Source organism: Paraeggerthella hongkongensis, assembly GCF_003726035.1.
In the GTDB taxonomy this organism is placed as follows: Bacteria; Actinomycetota; Coriobacteriia; order Coriobacteriales; family Eggerthellaceae; genus Paraeggerthella; species Paraeggerthella hongkongensis.
In genome coordinates this window covers 83,994-98,799 of record NZ_QICD01000008.1, presented here as the reverse complement: position 1 = coordinate 98,799, position 14,806 = coordinate 83,994, and the positions used below count along the sequence as shown (strand labels likewise).

Here is a 14,806-nt window from a genome sequence, read left to right as displayed (position 1 = left end):
TTGGAGGCGGGGATCACCCGGTCCCATTCCGAACCCGGAAGTTAAGACCGCCATCGCCGAAAGTACTGCAGCGCAAGGCTGTGGGAGGATAGGACGTCGCGCTCGCGCAGGGCGCTCGGCGTTTCCGAGCAGGAGGGCCCCGGAGCCGGGAGAGGCTCCGGGGCCCTCTTCGCGTTCGGGGGGGGGATTCGGCCGAGGCGATGCCTGAAGCGTGCGCTCTTCTCGCGCTTTCGGGGAGGACGCACCGGTTGGTACTGGGGAGCCTGGGGAGCCGCCTGCCGGGGCGTCGTGTTGATTCTGCGCCGGATCCAAGGAGGGATCGGGGCGAGGGGTATAATGAAAGCGAATACTAGTAGCTGCATTTTCCCACATGAGGGCAGAGGAGTGGTCTGGTGAGCGAAAAGACGCAGGGGACAAAAACCATCGCAGAAGAAGCACTTGGCAACGAACGTCAATTCATCCAGCTGGTAAACGCGCTTTCTGGCCCATCTCGTCGGGGTCGTCAAAATGCTGCGGCGGCGCTTGCCTTCCTTTCGAAAGACCATGCTGATCTGTTCGTTCCGTACGGCGATGCGTTTATCGACGCGCTTAACCGACCGGAAGCTCAGACGCGCTGGGAGTGCCTTGACGTGCTGGCTGGCATGGTCGATCACGACTCTCGTACGTGCGACAAGGCGGTTCCGGGAGCTGAAACGGCTCTGTTCGATGAGGAGAGCGGCCCTGTTCGCCTTGCGGCCATGCGCTTTTTGTGCAAGCTGGGAGCTACGACGGAGAACCGCTCCGAGCGTATATGGCCGCTTATCGACGAGGCAATTCAGTGCTATCACGGAGATTTCGAATTCCAGGACATGCTGGTTGCTGTGGTTGACTTTTCGTCGGGCAAGCTGTCTTCTCAGGTGAAGGACGAACTTGCTTCGCGCATGGCTTTCGACGCCTCGAACGGCAAGGGCGCGCTCAAGCGCCGCGCGCAGCAAATCCTCGACAACGTGCAATCGAAGTAGCGTATTCTCGATACCAGGCGGGCCTAAGGCCCGCTTTCGTTCTGCGCCAATCGGGCGCCTATTCTTTTGGCAGATAGAGCTGAGCCAGCAAGGGGCAAGAAGGAGGAGGCATGGCAAAGCGTACCGTGACGTTGATTCCCGGCGACGGTATAGGCTTGGAAACCTCGGCTGCAATGCAGCGCGTGGTTGAAGCGAGCGGTGCCGCCATCGCGTGGGAGGTCGCCGAAGCAGGCGCGCATACGATGGAGAATTGCGGCACGCCTTTGCCCGACTCGACGATAGAAGCGGTCAAGCGAAACGGCGTGGCCATCAAAGGACCCATTACCACGCCTGTGGGCACGGGCTTTCGCAGCGTTAACGTTGCCTTGCGAAGGGCGCTCGGACTGTACGTCTGCTTGCGTCCCGTGTTGTCGCTTCCCGGGGCGGGCGGTCGCTACGATGACGTGGACATGGTGATCGTGCGCGAGAACTCGGAAGACCTGTACGCTGGCATCGAGTTCGAGGAAGGTTCGCAAGCTGCACGCGATCTCATACGGTTCTGCGAAGAAACGGGTGCGGGAGCGATTCGCCCCGACTCGGGCATTTCCGTGAAGCCTATTTCGGTGACGGCGACGCGCGACATTGTGGAGTACGCTTTCGACTATGCGGCCAAGCATGGGCGCACGAAGGTCACCGCCGTTCACAAAGCCAATATCATGAAGCACTCGGACGGCTTGTTCCTGCGCGTTGCGCGGGAGGTTGCCGAAGAGCGCGCGGCGTCGATAGGGTTCGACGATCGCATTGTGGATGCATTCTGCATGAACATGGTGGTGGACCCCTCCCAATTCGATGTGGTGGTGTTCCCCAACCTGTACGGTGACATAGCAAGCGATTTGGCTGCTGGCTTGGTGGGCGGCTTGGGCATTGCCCCTGGGGCGAACATCGGCAAGCGCTATGCAGTGTTCGAAGCCGTGCACGGCAGCGCTCCCGACATCGCGGGGCAGGACAAGGCGAACCCGACAGCGCAGATCCTGTCCGCCGCTATGATGCTTGATCATGTGGGCGAGCGCGTGGCGGCCGAGCGCATCCGTCGCGCGGTGCGCGCCGTGTATGCCGACGGTAAGTACCTGACCGCCGACATTCGCAAGGCTACAAGGTCGAGCGAGCGGGCTGCACGTTGTTCTGAGTTTACTGCTGCGCTTGAAGAAGCGCTTGAGCAGATGGATTAGAGGAGGAGGTCGTCGATGACGGTCAAGAACGATCGGTTTGCCGCTACGCTTGAGGTGAACGGCGCGGCGTACACGTACTATCCCGTTGCGGGGGTTCCTGGTTCCGAACGCCTTCCGTACGCGCTGACGGTTTTGCTTGAGAACGTTCTGCGCAACGCCGAGGACTCTGAGGCGGCGGAAGAGCTGGCGGGACGTATTGTTGCTGCGGGAAATGCGGGCGAGGTGGGCAGCGAGGTTGAATTCTGCCCGGCGCGCGTGCTGTTCCAGGACTTCACGGGCGTGCCCGTGTTCGTCGATTTCGCCGTGATGCGCGAAGCGTGCGCGCAGTTGGGCGGGGATCCTGCTAGGATCAATCCGCAGATCCCGTGCGATTTGGTGATCGACCATTCCGTGATAGCCGACGAAGCTGGTTGCGCGGGCGCCCTTGAGCGCAACATGGAGTTGGAGTTCGAGCGCAACCGCGAGCGCTACGACTTCTTGAAGTGGGCTCAGGAGTCGTTCGACAACGTGCGTATTGTGCCGCCGGGGGCGGGTATTTGCCATCAGCTGAACATTGAGCAGTTCGCGCGCGTGGTCATGACGTCGGATGCGGCGGGCGTTGCGGTTGCCGAAGGGGAAGCTCCGGTAGCTTACTTCGATACGTTGGTGGGTACCGATAGCCATACGCCGACGGCTAACGGCATTGGCGTGCTGGGCTGGGGCGTCGGCGGTATCGAAGCCGAGGCTGCGGCGCTCGGCCAGCCGATCACCACGCTCGTGCCGCGCGTGGTGGGCGTGAAGCTGACGGGCCGGTTGTCCGAGGGCGTTGCCGCCATGGACGTGGCGCTGACGTTCGCTCAGATGCTGCGGGCGAAGGGCGTGGTCGGGTGCTTCGTGGAATGCTTCGGCCCGGGCTTGGACAGCTTGAACGCCACGCAGCGTACGTGCATCTCCAACATGACGCCGGAGTACGGCAGCACGTGCACCTTGTTCCCGGTTGACGAGCAGACGTTGGCGTACCTGCGCCTGACGGGACGCTCCGACGAGCAGGTTGCACTGGTGGAAGCGTACGCGAAGGCGCAGGGTTTCTGGAACGACCCCGCCGCTCAAGAGCGTGCTTATGCCGAGGTTATCGAGCTTGATTTGAGCGAGGTCGAGCGGTCGTTGGCCGGGCCATCGCGTCCGCACGACAGGATTTCCCTGTCTGACGTGCAGGAGCGTTTCCGCGCGGTGTGCGCTGATCGGGGTCTGGATCTGCATCAAACCGTTCAGGTGGATGTACGGGGCCAGGCTTTCGATATCACGCATGGCGCGCTTGCCATTGCGGCGGTGACGAGCTGCACGACCGCCACCGACCCTCGCATGATGCTGGCAGCGGGCCTGCTTGCCACTAAGGCGGCGGAGGCGGGACTTTCGCCGAAGCCGTGGGTCAAGTGCATTTTGGCTCCGGGCAGCAAGGCTACCGAGCTTTTGCTGGAGCGCGCGGAGCTGTTGGACGGTTTGCGTCGCTTGGGATTCTACACGTGCGGCTTCGGGTGCATGAGCTGCATCGGGAACTCCGGTCCCATTTTGGATGCGTTGCACGACGTGGCGGATGACGTGGAGCTGGCGAGCGTTTTGTCGGGCAACCGCAACTTTGAAGGACGCATCTCTCCCGATGTATCCCAGAACTACCTGGCTGCTCCGGCCGAGGTCATCGCGTACGCGCTTGCGGGCACGATGGACGTTGACCTGGAGCACGACGCGCTGGGCACGCGCCCGGACGGCACGCCGGTGCTGCTGGCCGACATCTGGCCGACCGAGGAAGAGATCGACGCTTTGGTGGAGACGTGCGTCACCCGCGAGCTGTACGAGGCGGGCACGCGCGGGCTCTACGACGGCGATGCCGCCTGGCAGGCGCTCGGGAAAGAACCGAGCGACACCTTCGCATGGGACGATGCGTCGACGTACGTGCGTCGCGCCCCGTACTTCGACGGCATGGAGCGCGAGCCTTCGGCGCCCGAGGCCATCGAGGGAGCACGCGTGCTGGGCCGCTTGGGCGATTTCATCACGACGGACCACATCTCTCCGGCCGGATCCATTGCGGCGGACTCTCCGGCTGCTCGCTATCTTGAGGAGCGCGGGGTGGCGCCGGCTGACTTCAACACGTACGGCGCGCGCCGCGGCAATCACGAAGTGATGATGCGCGGCACGTTCGCCAACGTGAAGCTGCAGAACCTTTTGGCCGAGGGCAAGAAGGGCGGCTGGACGCGCGATTTCACAGACGGGCAGATTCGTCCGCTGTTCGATGCTGCGATGAAGTACGGGAATGCCGGCGTGCCGTTGGTCGTGGTGGCGGGCAAGATGTACGGTAGCGGCTCGAGTCGCGACTGGGCGGCCAAGGGCCCCATGCTGCTGGGTATTCGCGCCGCGTTTGCTGAGAGCTTCGAGCGCATCCATCGCAGCAATTTGATCGGCATGGGCATTTTGCCGTTGCAGTTCCTAGACGGAGAGAGCGCCGAGAGCTTGGGTCTGGACGGATCGGAGCGGTACACGATAGCTCCGATCGATTTTTCGGCAGGGCTGCCTGAGCCGAGCGTGGTGGGAGTGCGGGCCGAGCGCGAAGACGGAACGACGGTGGAATTCCGGTCGGTCGTGCGGGTGGATACGCCGACCGAGGGGCGCTATTACGAACACGGAGGCATTCTCCAGTTCGTGCTTCGGAATCTTTTGTAAGAAGAAGGTAACGAGGGCGCTTGATCGTCGCATTCGATCGAGCGCCTTGGTGTATAGTTAAGCATTTAGTATCGGGGAAAGACTGAAAGGGATGCCGTGAAACAGACATCCGGATTTGAAGCGCTGCTCGAAGCGCTTAAGCAGTCGGGCGTGGACGTCGACGGAGGTTTCGGCGGTTCGGGCACCGGCTCGCCGTTCAACAACGATGGAGACAACGCCGGACGCGGTGGGCGCGCAAGCGATTCCGCTGCGGGTTCTGGCAATGGCGGCGGTGGAAAGCCGCCGCACGTGAACGTGGAGATCCCGTTCGCTGATCAGGTGGCTGCTTGGGGAAAGAAAGCCCTTATCGGGGCTGCCATCCTCATCGTCATCGTGGGCTTGTGCGCGTATTGGTGGTTCCATCCGCCCATCAACATCCACAGCACGGACACGTGGATGTTCGTGGCCATGTTCATCCTGCTGCCGTTGTTCCTGCTGTTCTGGGGCAAGTCGCGCAGCTATGAGACGGGCACGAGTAAGGTGGATCCGAGCCCTGGCAAGGCGAAGGCGTTCAAGTGGGCGTCGTACCTGCCGATTCTGGTTGCGCTGCTGGGCGTTGTGGGAGCGGTGGCGTCGCTGTCCATCTTCCCGGGCAATGCCGCGAAGTACGCGAACGTGCTGCAGACGACTGAAGACAACTTCGCGCAGGACATCAAAGAGGTCAATTACTCGGAGATTCCCGTTATCGACCGCAGCTCGGCCATCCTGCTGGGCAACCGCGAAATGGGCTCCATTCCCGAGTTCGTGAGCCAGTTCGAGATCTCGCCTCTGTACAGCCAGATCAACTACCAGAGCGCGCCCGTTCGCGTGAGCCCGCTTGGTTACGCGGACCTGTTCAAGTGGTTCACGAACCGCGACGGCGGCATCCCGGCTTACGCCTTGGTGAACATGACGACGCAGGATGCTGAGATCGTCAAGCTTGGCGACAGCCCCATCTACTATTCCGAGTCCGAGCCGCTTGCGCGCAACATCGATCGTCACGTGCAGCTGAGCTATCCCTTCTACATGTTCGATCAGAAGTCCTTCGAGATCGACGACGAGGGGCATCCGTGGTGGATCTGCCCGGTGCAGACCCGTACCATCGGGCTGTTCGGCGGCACCACTATTCAGCGCGTGGTCATGGTTGACGCCACCACGGGCGAGACGCAGGATCTGGCTATCCAGGACGTTCCGCAGTGGGTCGACCATGCGTATCCGACCGATCTTTTGCTGGAGCAGTACAACTGGTCGGGCAAGTACAAGGACGGCTGGCTGAACTCCGTTCTGGGTCAGCGCAACGTGGTGCAGACCACGCCGGGAACCGATGGCAACCTGGGTTACAACTACATTGCCAAAGACGATGACGTGTGGGTGTACACGGGCGTGACCTCGGCCACGGCAGACAATTCCATCGTGGGCTTCGTGCTGATCAACCAGCGTACGGCCGAATCGCATTTCTACTCGGTTTCGGGCGCGACGGAAGAATCGGCTATGCAGTCCGCAGAGGGTCAGGTTCAGAACTTGCGCTACCGTGCGACGTTCCCGCTTCTGATCAACGTCTCAGGACAGCCGACGTACTTCATGGCTTTGAAGGACGACGCCGGTCTGGTGAAGCAGTTCGCCATGCTGGACATCCAGCGCTACCAGAACGTGGCTGTGGGCAACACGGTTGCCGAATGCCAGAAGGCATACCAGGCTCTGTTGGCAACGAACGGCGTTCTTGCCGATGGCGACGTGGATACGGGCGCGCTCGAGGCGAAGGGCACGATCTCTCACATTGCCCAGGCGGTCGTGGAAGGCAACTCTCACTTCTACGTGAAACTTGCCGAGGGTTCTGGCATCTACGACTTCGCGTTGCCCGGGCTGATCGAGATCGTCGGGTACAAGGAAGGCGACACGATCGAGTTCACCTACGTGGAGGCCGAACCGACGAATCCTGCACAGGAGATCATCGGCGGCTCCGGTAGCGTCAAGTCTTCGAGCGATGCGGCGGAAAAGACCGCCGAGAAGGCTCAGGCGACGGGCGATGCTCAAGGGAATGCGGCGTAGTTCGCTTGCATGAAACGACAGGTGCGGGGCTTTCCGAAAAAATGGGAGGCCCCGCACTTTTTTCTTGACATTCTGAAAAAGCCTGTCAAACTGTAAGGGCTGCTTCCTCGAAGCGGCATTAATGGATGTAGTTCCGCTGCCCAAGACAGCAGGCACCGAAAGGTTTAATCGCGAAGAGACGCGGCCCGCCGAGGTGGTTCTGATAAGTTTCGCGCTTTGACGGCCCCTGTTGTCTTTGGACGGCAGGGGTCGTTTCTTTTCTTCAAGCGACGATCCCACCCGCAAGGGGCGGAACCCGAGTTTGAGGAAAAGGAGGTGTACCAATGCCCAACGTAAAGAACCAAGAGACGCTGGTCAAGATCAAGGAAGATCTGAACGGCGTTTCCGCTGTGTGGGTCGTGGATTACTGCGGCCTGAGCGTGAAGGAGATCCAGGCCCTGCGCTCGGAGATCCGTGAAGCTGGCGCGAGCCTGAAGGTGTACAAGAACACCCTGATGCACATCGCCCTGGCCGAGGCCGAGCTGCCCACGCTGGAGGACATGCTGGAAGGTCCGAGCGCGTTCGTGTTCGCTGGTGAGGACGTGGCTGCCGCTGCTAAGGCCGTCAAGAACTTCGCCAAGACCAACAAGAACCTTGAGATCAAAGGCGGCTTGATGGAAGGCGCAGCTGTTTCGGCTGCCGAGGTGGAAGCTATTGCTTCTCTGCCGTCCCGCGAAGAGCTCATCGCTCAGATCGCCGGTGCTATTTCCGGTGTTGCCCGCGGTCTTGCTGTTGCCCTCAACGGCGTGCCCAGCGGTCTTGCCCAGGTCACGAAGGCTGTGGCCGATCAGAAGGAAGCTGCGTAAATGCAGCGTTGGCGGCATAGGAAATGCCGCCTAATGGTATGAAACAGAAGAGGCCGGAACCTCCGGCCGTTTTGAAAGGAAACTAACATGGCTGTTACTCGTGAAGAGATCATCGAGGCCCTGAAGGAAATGTCGCTGCTCGAGGCTTCCGAGCTGGTTAAGGACATCGAGGAGACCTTCGGCGTGTCCGCCGCTGCTCCCGTGGCCGTGGCTGCCGCTCCGGCTGCCGACGGTGGCGCCGCCGCTGAGGAGAAGACCGACTTCGACGTTGTCCTCGAGGGCTTCGGCGACAACAAGATCGCTGTCATCAAGGTTGTCCGCGAGATCACCGGTCTGGGCCTGAAGGAGGCCAAGGAGGTCGTCGAGGGCGCTCCGAAGGCTGTCCAGGAGGGCGTCAACAAGGACAAGGCCGAGGAGATCAAGGCCAAGCTCGAGGAAGCCGGCGCTGCTGTTACCCTGAAGTAACTCGCTGGTTCAACGAACTTTGCACAGAGCCCGCTGCACTGCAGCGGGCTTTTTTAGTGCGCCGAGCATGCGCACGTTTCTAATGGGTGAAAGTCCCTAACGCGCCCGATAGCGGGAAGCGTATAGCCAAGTGCAAGGGTGTCCATCGCGAGGTGGAATCTGAAGGAAGCATCGAGGCAAACCTCTGGCCTGACGAACAGGAATCGCATTAGGCGCAAGCGGGTGGGTGAGGTTGCTAAGCAAACCAAAGCCCGATAGCTATACGGAAGCCCACAGCGTAGATGCGGCAGGTGGATGGAGGGAAAGAAACGTGGCTTACCTCGGGAGGCCTCATGGACGTGCAAAGCGATGAACTTCGCTGGCACGGAGTAAAGCTTGTCATGAGGAGTCAGCCGAGGCCATAGTACTTGGAGCGCTGTCCAGCGCCGAGGAAGGGCCGAACCGTTAGCGGTGCAAGTAGAAGGGAGGTTACCTTATGGGTGCGATGAACGACAGCCAACTCACATTGTGGGGCTTGCAGGCGATGGTACTTGCGGAACAGGGAGAGCAGCTTGAAGCGTCGAGCACGCAAGGGATAGCCCCTGCCGAAAGCGCCAACGTGCACTGTCCGACAGATTTGCTGGAGAGGATCGTCGATAAGGACAACATGCGGCATGCCTACGGGAAAGTTAAAGCCAACAAGGGTGCAGCTGGTATCGACAAGATGAATGTTGCAGAAATGAAGGATTACTTCGAGCAGCATTCAGACGAACTCTTCAACAAAATCAAATGCGGGAAATACGCCCCCAGCCCGTGCTTCGGGTGGAGATCCCCAAGAAAGAGAAAGGCAAGGTAAGAAAGCTCGGAATACCCACGGTAGTCGACCGCGTGGTGCAGCAGGCTATCGTCACTCAACTAACGCCGCTCTTCGAACCTAAGTTCAGTGATTCAAGCTATGGGTTCAGACCAAAAAGAAGCACACACGATGCGCTTTACGCTTGCAAGCGTCATATAGATGCAGGTTTTAGCTGGGTGGTCGATATGGACTTGGAAAAGTTCTTTGACACAGTATGTCAATCAAAATTGATTCAGGTCTTATCAGAAACCGTCACCGACGGACGGGTAGTATCGCTGATACATAAATACTTGAACGCCGGCGTTATGGTAAAGGATAAGCTAGAGGAAACCAAGGTAGGCATGCCGCAAGGAGGACCGCTCTCGCCGCTTCTATCGAACGTCATGCTCAATGAACTTGACCATGAACTAGAAAAGAGGGGTCATCGCTTCGTTCGCTATGCTGACGACTGCATGATATTTTGCAAGTCTAGACGAGCGGCGATGCGTACCTGCGAATCCATCATCCGCTTCATCGAAGAGAAACTTTTTCTCAAGGTGAATCGTGAGAAAACATGCGTGGCAAACTTCAATCAGGTGAAGTACCTAGGCTATGCCCTCTATCGCTACAAAGGGGAGTGCCGATTCCGCGTGCACCCTGAAAGCGTCGAGGCGATGAAGGAGCGCGTTCGGGAACTCACCGCACGGAGCAACGCCATGTCTAACGAATACAGACCACGGGCGATAACGTGGTTTGTACGCGGATGGGTCAACTACTTCAAGCTGGCGGATATGAAATCGCTGCTCCGAGACGTCGATCAATGGATGCGCAGACGCATCCGCATGGTTTATTGGAAGCAGTGGAAGCGTGTCCGTACTCGCTTCAAGATGCTGCAGAAATGCGGCATCGAGAAGGGCAAGGCGTGGGAGCATGCCAACACTAGGAAAAGCTACTGGCGAACAGCCGGCAGCCCGATATTGAGCGTTGCCATCAAAACCGAGCAACTGCGCCGCAAAGGCTACCTGTTTTTCTCTGACTATTACGAACAAGTGCATGCATGCTAGCGAAACCGCCGTGTACCGAACGGTACGCACGGTGGTGTGAGAGGACGGCGCGCCAACTAATGACGCGCCTCCTACTCGATCGCTTTTTGCCGCTGACGGAATGGCAACGAATTTTTGCGCAGCAATCCCGCGCGTGTATGGTGGGAAAAACGAAAGCAAGAGAAGAAGAGGCTCGCTATGCAGACAGGTTATTTTAGCGCCGCCTGGAACGATATCAAGAACTCGCCGGGTTGGTTCGGCAAGCTTGCGGTGTTGTCGCTGGTTGGACTGATCCCCGTGTTCGGGTGGATTGTCGTATTCGGATACTTGTTCGGATGGGCGCGCGATGTTGCCTGGAACGTGCATGCGCCCATGCCTGCTCGCATATTTGGCAACGAAGACGGCAGGCTGTACAGCCGCGGGTTTTTTGCGCTGGTCATAGGTTTGGTATGCATGCTTATTCCCTGGGTGCTGGAGTTTGTTTGGGCTATGGTCACGGGCATTGGCGCGAACTGGTCGGGCTACGGATACGGATACGGCGGGTCGCTTGCATTTTTCGGGCTGTTCTCGTTGCTGTTCTCAGTGGTCGTTTTCGCCGGGACGTTGTTCGCGGTGGTGTTCGCGGCGGTGGGCATCATGCGTATGAGCATTTACGGTCGCTTGGCTCCGGGCTTGCAGTTCGGCAAGATCTGGGCCATGATACGCCATGATTTCGGCGGCTTGGTTCGCATCTTGGGCATGGCGTTGCTGTTATGGGTAGTTGCAGGGTTCGTCATATCGGTGATTACGATAGGCATCATGCTGGCGGGCGTGGCGATTGGCTTGGTTGCGGGCATTCCGGTTGTTCATACGGACAGCCCCGCGATTCTGTTCGCGGCGCTTCCCGGGCTTTTGGCGCTGATCGTGGTGTTGGCCGTGGCATGCGGCGTGCTGTCCATGATGCTGAGCGTGTTCGTTTTGGCTATGGTTTCGCGCGCGCTGGGGTACTGGACGCGCCAGTTCGAAGTTCCGGCATGGCGTGGCCAGGATGACCCGATGCCGTTTGAGATCGCGGCGGCGCATGCAAGGGCCGCGGGCCAGCAGCCGCCTCGGTAGAACCGACAAACCTGGTAGTATGGAACGGTAAGTGCAGCCCGCTGAAGCCGAGCGCTTCGGCGGGCTGTTTGCGTTGCGACGGCAAGGAAGACGGAGGCGCAGGCGTGGGGGAGCGATTTTTACCGGTCAGCCGGGTTGATATGGAGCAGCGAGGCTGGGACCAGGTTGATTTCGTGTACGTGTCGGGTGACGCGTACGTGGACCACCCTTCGTTTGGGACGGCCATCATCACGCGTTTGCTTGAGGCGCACGGGTACAAGGTGGGCGTTATCGCGCAGCCCGACTGGAACGATCCGGGCAGCATCGCCGTGTTCGGGGAGCCGCGATTGGCGTTTTTCGTCTCGGCGGGCAATATGGATTCCATGGTGAACCACTACACGGTTGCAAAGAAGCGCCGCCGCACCGACGCGTACTCGCCGGGAGGCGAAGCGGGGAAGCGCCCGAACCATGCGGCGGTGGTCTACAGCAACCTGATACGGCGGACGTACAAGAAGGCTCCCATCGTGCTCGGCGGAATCGAAGCGAGCCTGCGGCGGATGGCGCATTACGATTACTGGTCGGACAAGCTCAAGCGGTCGATACTCCTTGACTCCGGTGCCGATCTGGTGTCGTACGGCATGGGGGAGCATTCGGTGGTGGAGATAGCCGACGCTTTGGCGGCGGGCCTTTCCATCGAGGACCTTACGTTCATCGACGGTACCGCGTATCGTGCGCGTTCCTTGGACCATGTGTACGATGCCGAGATGCTGCCGTCTTTCGATGATATGCAGGCTGACAAGCTGAATTACGCGCGCAGCTTTGCCGTGCAGTATCGAAACAGCGACCCGTTCACGGGCAAGCGTCTGGTGGAGCCGTATTCCGATCACGAGTTCGTGGTGCAGAACCCGCCTGCCGCCCCCTTGACCCAGGCGGAGCTGGATGCGGTGTCGCGGCTTCCGTTTGCGCGCACGTACCATCCGATGTACGAGAGCGCCGGCGGCGTTCCCGCCATCAAGGAAGTGAAGTTCAGCCTGACCAGCAACCGTGGGTGCTTCGGCGAATGCTCGTTTTGTGCGCTGACGTTTCATCAGGGTCGCATCGTGCAGGCTCGCAGCCACGAGTCGCTTGTGGCCGAGGCCGAGCTTATCGTGCAGGATCCCGACTTCAAGGGGTATATCCACGACGTGGGCGGTCCGACGGCGAACTTTCGTGCGCCGGCCTGCGCCAAGCAGATGAAGCACGGGGCCTGCCTGGGAAAACGATGCCTGTTTCCCGACCCCTGCCGTCAACTGGAGGCTGATCACGAGGATTACTTGAAACTGCTGCGCACGTTGCGCAAGCTGCCCGGCGTGAAGAAGGTGTTCGTGCGTTCGGGCATTCGCTTCGATTACGTGCTGGCGGACAAGGAGCACGGCGACGACTTCGTGCGGGAGCTGTGCGCGCATCATGTGAGCGGGCAGCTGCGCGTGGCCCCGGAGCACGTGTCGGACGCGGTGCTTTCGGTGATGGGCAAGCCTCGACGCGTTGTGTACGATCGGTTCTTGGAGAAGTTCAACCAGGTCAATCGGCAGCTGGGGCTCAAGCAGTTCGCGGTGCCGTACCTTATGTCGTCTCATCCGGGATCGACGTTGGACGAGGCCGTCGAGCTGGCCGAGTATTGTCGCGATCTGGGCTACATGCCCGAGCAGGTTCAAGACTTCTACCCGACGCCCTCCACCATGTCGACCGCCATGTACTTTACGGGCGTGGATCCGCGCACGATGCAGCCTGTGTACGTGCCGAAGAAGCCGCATGAGAAGGCCTTGCAGCGCGCGCTCATTCAGTATCGCGACCCGAAGAACCGTGCGTTGGTGCTTGAAGCCTTGCGCCGCACGGGGAGGATGGACCTGGTCGGGTACGGCCCGACGTGCTTGGTGAGGCCCGACAAGGCCGAGAAGCGGGATCGTCCGAGCAAGAAGGGGAAGCCCGATGACGGACGTCGAGGCAAGGGCTCTCGGGGGAAGGGTCCTGCAGCTCGGCGGTATTGAGCGCGCACGTGCTTCTCTGTTGTGGCACAATAGGCAAGATTTGTGCTGCGTCCGATTCCGGGCAGGCTAGCGGAGGGATTCGATAGACAGGGGTTTGACACGTGAGCGATAAAAACGCCGTGCCCACCATGGGCGCGCAAGACAGTCCGGACGCCGTGTACGATGCTCGTTCGCTGGGTGCGCCTAAAATGGCGCTGTTCGGCTTGCAGCACATGTTCGCTATGTTCGGGGCTACCATTTTGGTGCCCACGCTGACCGGGCTTTCGGTTTCGGCGACGCTTTTGTTCGCGGGCGTGGGGACGTTGCTGTTCCATCTGCTGTCCAAGGGGAAGGTTCCGGCGTTTCTCGGGTCGTCGTTCGCGTTCATTGCCGGCTATGCGGCTATCGCTCCGAACGGCGAAGCCGATCTTCTGCCCTATGCTTGCCTGGGCGTTGCCTGCGCGGGCCTTTTGTACCTGGTGCTTTCGGCATTGTTTCGCGTGTTCGGGCCGACGCGCGTCATGCGCTTCTTCCCGCCGGTGGTGACCGGGCCCATCGTGATTTCCATCGGCTTGATCCTGGCGAGCTCTGCCATTGGCAACGCGTCGACGAACTGGCTTATTGCGCTGGTTGCCATCGCCATCATCGTGGTGGCGAACATCTGGGGTCGCGGCATGATGAAGATCATTCCCATTTTGCTGGGCGTGGTGGGGTCGTACCTGGTAGCTGCGCTTGCAGGCGAGGTTGACTTCTCCGGCGTTGCCCAGGCGTCCTGGATCGGTTTGCCGGTGCTGTGGGATAACACGGTGTTCTCGCTGTTCGGCTCTGGCTTCGATACCGGTTTGGCCATTACCGCCATCATCACCATCATGCCGCTTGCGTTCGCCACCATGATCGAGCATATCGGCGACGTGTCGGCCATCAGCTCCACGTGCAACCGCAACTACATTGCCAATCCCGGGTTGCACCGCACGCTTCTAGGCGACGGCTTGGCCACTATCTTGGCATCGCTGTTCGGGGCTCCGGCCAACACGACGTACGGCGAGAACACGGGCGTGCTGGCGCTGACGCGGGTGTTCGATCCGCGCGTTGTTCGCATAGCCGCTTGCTTCGCCATCGCGTTTTCGTTCTGCCCGAAGTTCGCGGCGGTCATCGCTGCGATGCCGGCGTGCGTTATCGGCGGCGTGTCGCTGGTGCTGTACGGCATGATTTCCGCAGTGGGCATTCGCAACCTGGTGGAGAATCACGTGGACTTCATGAAGAGCCGCAACGTTTTGATCACGGCGCTCATCCTGGTGCTGTCGCTGGGCATCGCCTACAGCGCTGCGGGTGCGATCGTGGTTCCCGTGGGCGGCGTGACCATCTCGTTGTCCGGCTTGGCCGTGGGCTCGGTCGTGGGCATCGTGTTGAACATGATCCTGCCGTGGGGCGACGACGAATCGAAGGGCGGCCAGGGGGCGGGCGGCGCCTTCGAGGAACCGCTGCCTTTGGAAGCGCGTTTGGACGACGTGGGCGGATCGGGAAAGTAAGCCCTCTGCGCTTTTCGTTGGGCGACCCGCGCCGGCGCCATTGGCCGGGCGGGTCGTTTT

The 14,806-nt window shown here is 60.3% G+C and carries 11 protein-coding genes, 1 rRNA gene and 1 other annotated feature; all 12 genes read left to right on the top strand.

Annotation, left to right across the window (positions count from 1 at the left end; all coding sequences use genetic code 11):
* Window positions 1-105 (top strand): 5S ribosomal RNA (rrf, locus tag DMP08_RS05930); the annotation flags it as partial.
* A 287-nt stretch (window positions 106-392) separates the two neighbouring features.
* Window positions 393-1,001, top strand: coding sequence for a HEAT repeat domain-containing protein (locus DMP08_RS05925; RefSeq protein WP_114567541.1), 609 nt, complete (start codon window positions 393-395; stop codon window positions 999-1,001).
* A 110-nt stretch (window positions 1,002-1,111) separates the two neighbouring features.
* A complete protein-coding gene (locus tag DMP08_RS05920; RefSeq protein WP_123192027.1) occupies window positions 1,112-2,209 on the top strand; it encodes an isocitrate/isopropylmalate dehydrogenase family protein in 1,098 nt (365 codons plus the stop codon).
* A 15-nt stretch (window positions 2,210-2,224) separates the two neighbouring features.
* Window positions 2,225-4,903 (top strand): aconitate hydratase AcnA, encoded by a 2,679-nt coding sequence (gene acnA, locus DMP08_RS05915; protein WP_123192026.1) that lies wholly within the window; start codon window positions 2,225-2,227, stop codon window positions 4,901-4,903.
* Window positions 4,904-4,999: 96 nt separating this feature from the next.
* Window positions 5,000-6,970 carry a putative periplasmic lipoprotein gene (locus DMP08_RS05910; protein WP_123192025.1) on the top strand — a complete coding sequence of 657 codons (1,971 nt, stop codon included), beginning with the start codon at window positions 5,000-5,002 and terminating at the stop codon, window positions 6,968-6,970.
* Window positions 6,971-7,091: 121 nt separating this feature from the next.
* Window positions 7,092-7,234: a sequence feature (ribosomal protein L10 leader region), on the top strand.
* A gap of 59 nt (window positions 7,235-7,293) precedes the next feature.
* A complete protein-coding gene (gene rplJ / locus DMP08_RS05905) occupies window positions 7,294-7,815 on the top strand; it encodes a 50S ribosomal protein L10 (RefSeq protein WP_114567537.1) in 522 nt (173 codons plus the stop codon).
* Between the two features lie 87 nt (window positions 7,816-7,902).
* A complete protein-coding gene (gene rplL, locus DMP08_RS05900; RefSeq protein WP_123192024.1) occupies window positions 7,903-8,280 on the top strand; it encodes a 50S ribosomal protein L7/L12 in 378 nt (125 codons plus the stop codon).
* A 475-nt stretch (window positions 8,281-8,755) separates the two neighbouring features.
* Entirely contained in the window at window positions 8,756-9,115 is a 360-nt protein-coding gene (locus tag DMP08_RS12530) for a hypothetical protein (RefSeq protein WP_211328398.1), read from the top strand.
* Window positions 9,049-10,158, top strand: a complete 1,110-nt coding sequence (ltrA, locus tag DMP08_RS05885) for a group II intron reverse transcriptase/maturase (protein WP_211328397.1) — start codon at window positions 9,049-9,051, stop codon at window positions 10,156-10,158. The genes DMP08_RS12530 and ltrA overlap by 67 nt, the downstream gene beginning before the upstream one ends.
* A 177-nt stretch (window positions 10,159-10,335) precedes the next feature.
* The gene (locus DMP08_RS05880; protein ID WP_123192023.1) at window positions 10,336-11,232 is read left to right on the top strand and encodes a DUF4013 domain-containing protein; all 897 of its coding nucleotides are present in this window, start codon (window positions 10,336-10,338) and stop codon (window positions 11,230-11,232) included.
* Between the two features lie 104 nt (window positions 11,233-11,336).
* Window positions 11,337-13,238, top strand: a complete 1,902-nt coding sequence (locus DMP08_RS05875; RefSeq protein WP_123192022.1) for a YgiQ family radical SAM protein — start codon at window positions 11,337-11,339, stop codon at window positions 13,236-13,238.
* Window positions 13,239-13,366: 128 nt separating this feature from the next.
* Window positions 13,367-14,746 (top strand): uracil-xanthine permease family protein, encoded by a 1,380-nt coding sequence (locus DMP08_RS05870; RefSeq protein WP_123192034.1) that lies wholly within the window; start codon window positions 13,367-13,369, stop codon window positions 14,744-14,746.
* The last annotated feature ends 60 nt before the right edge of the window (window positions 14,747-14,806 follow it).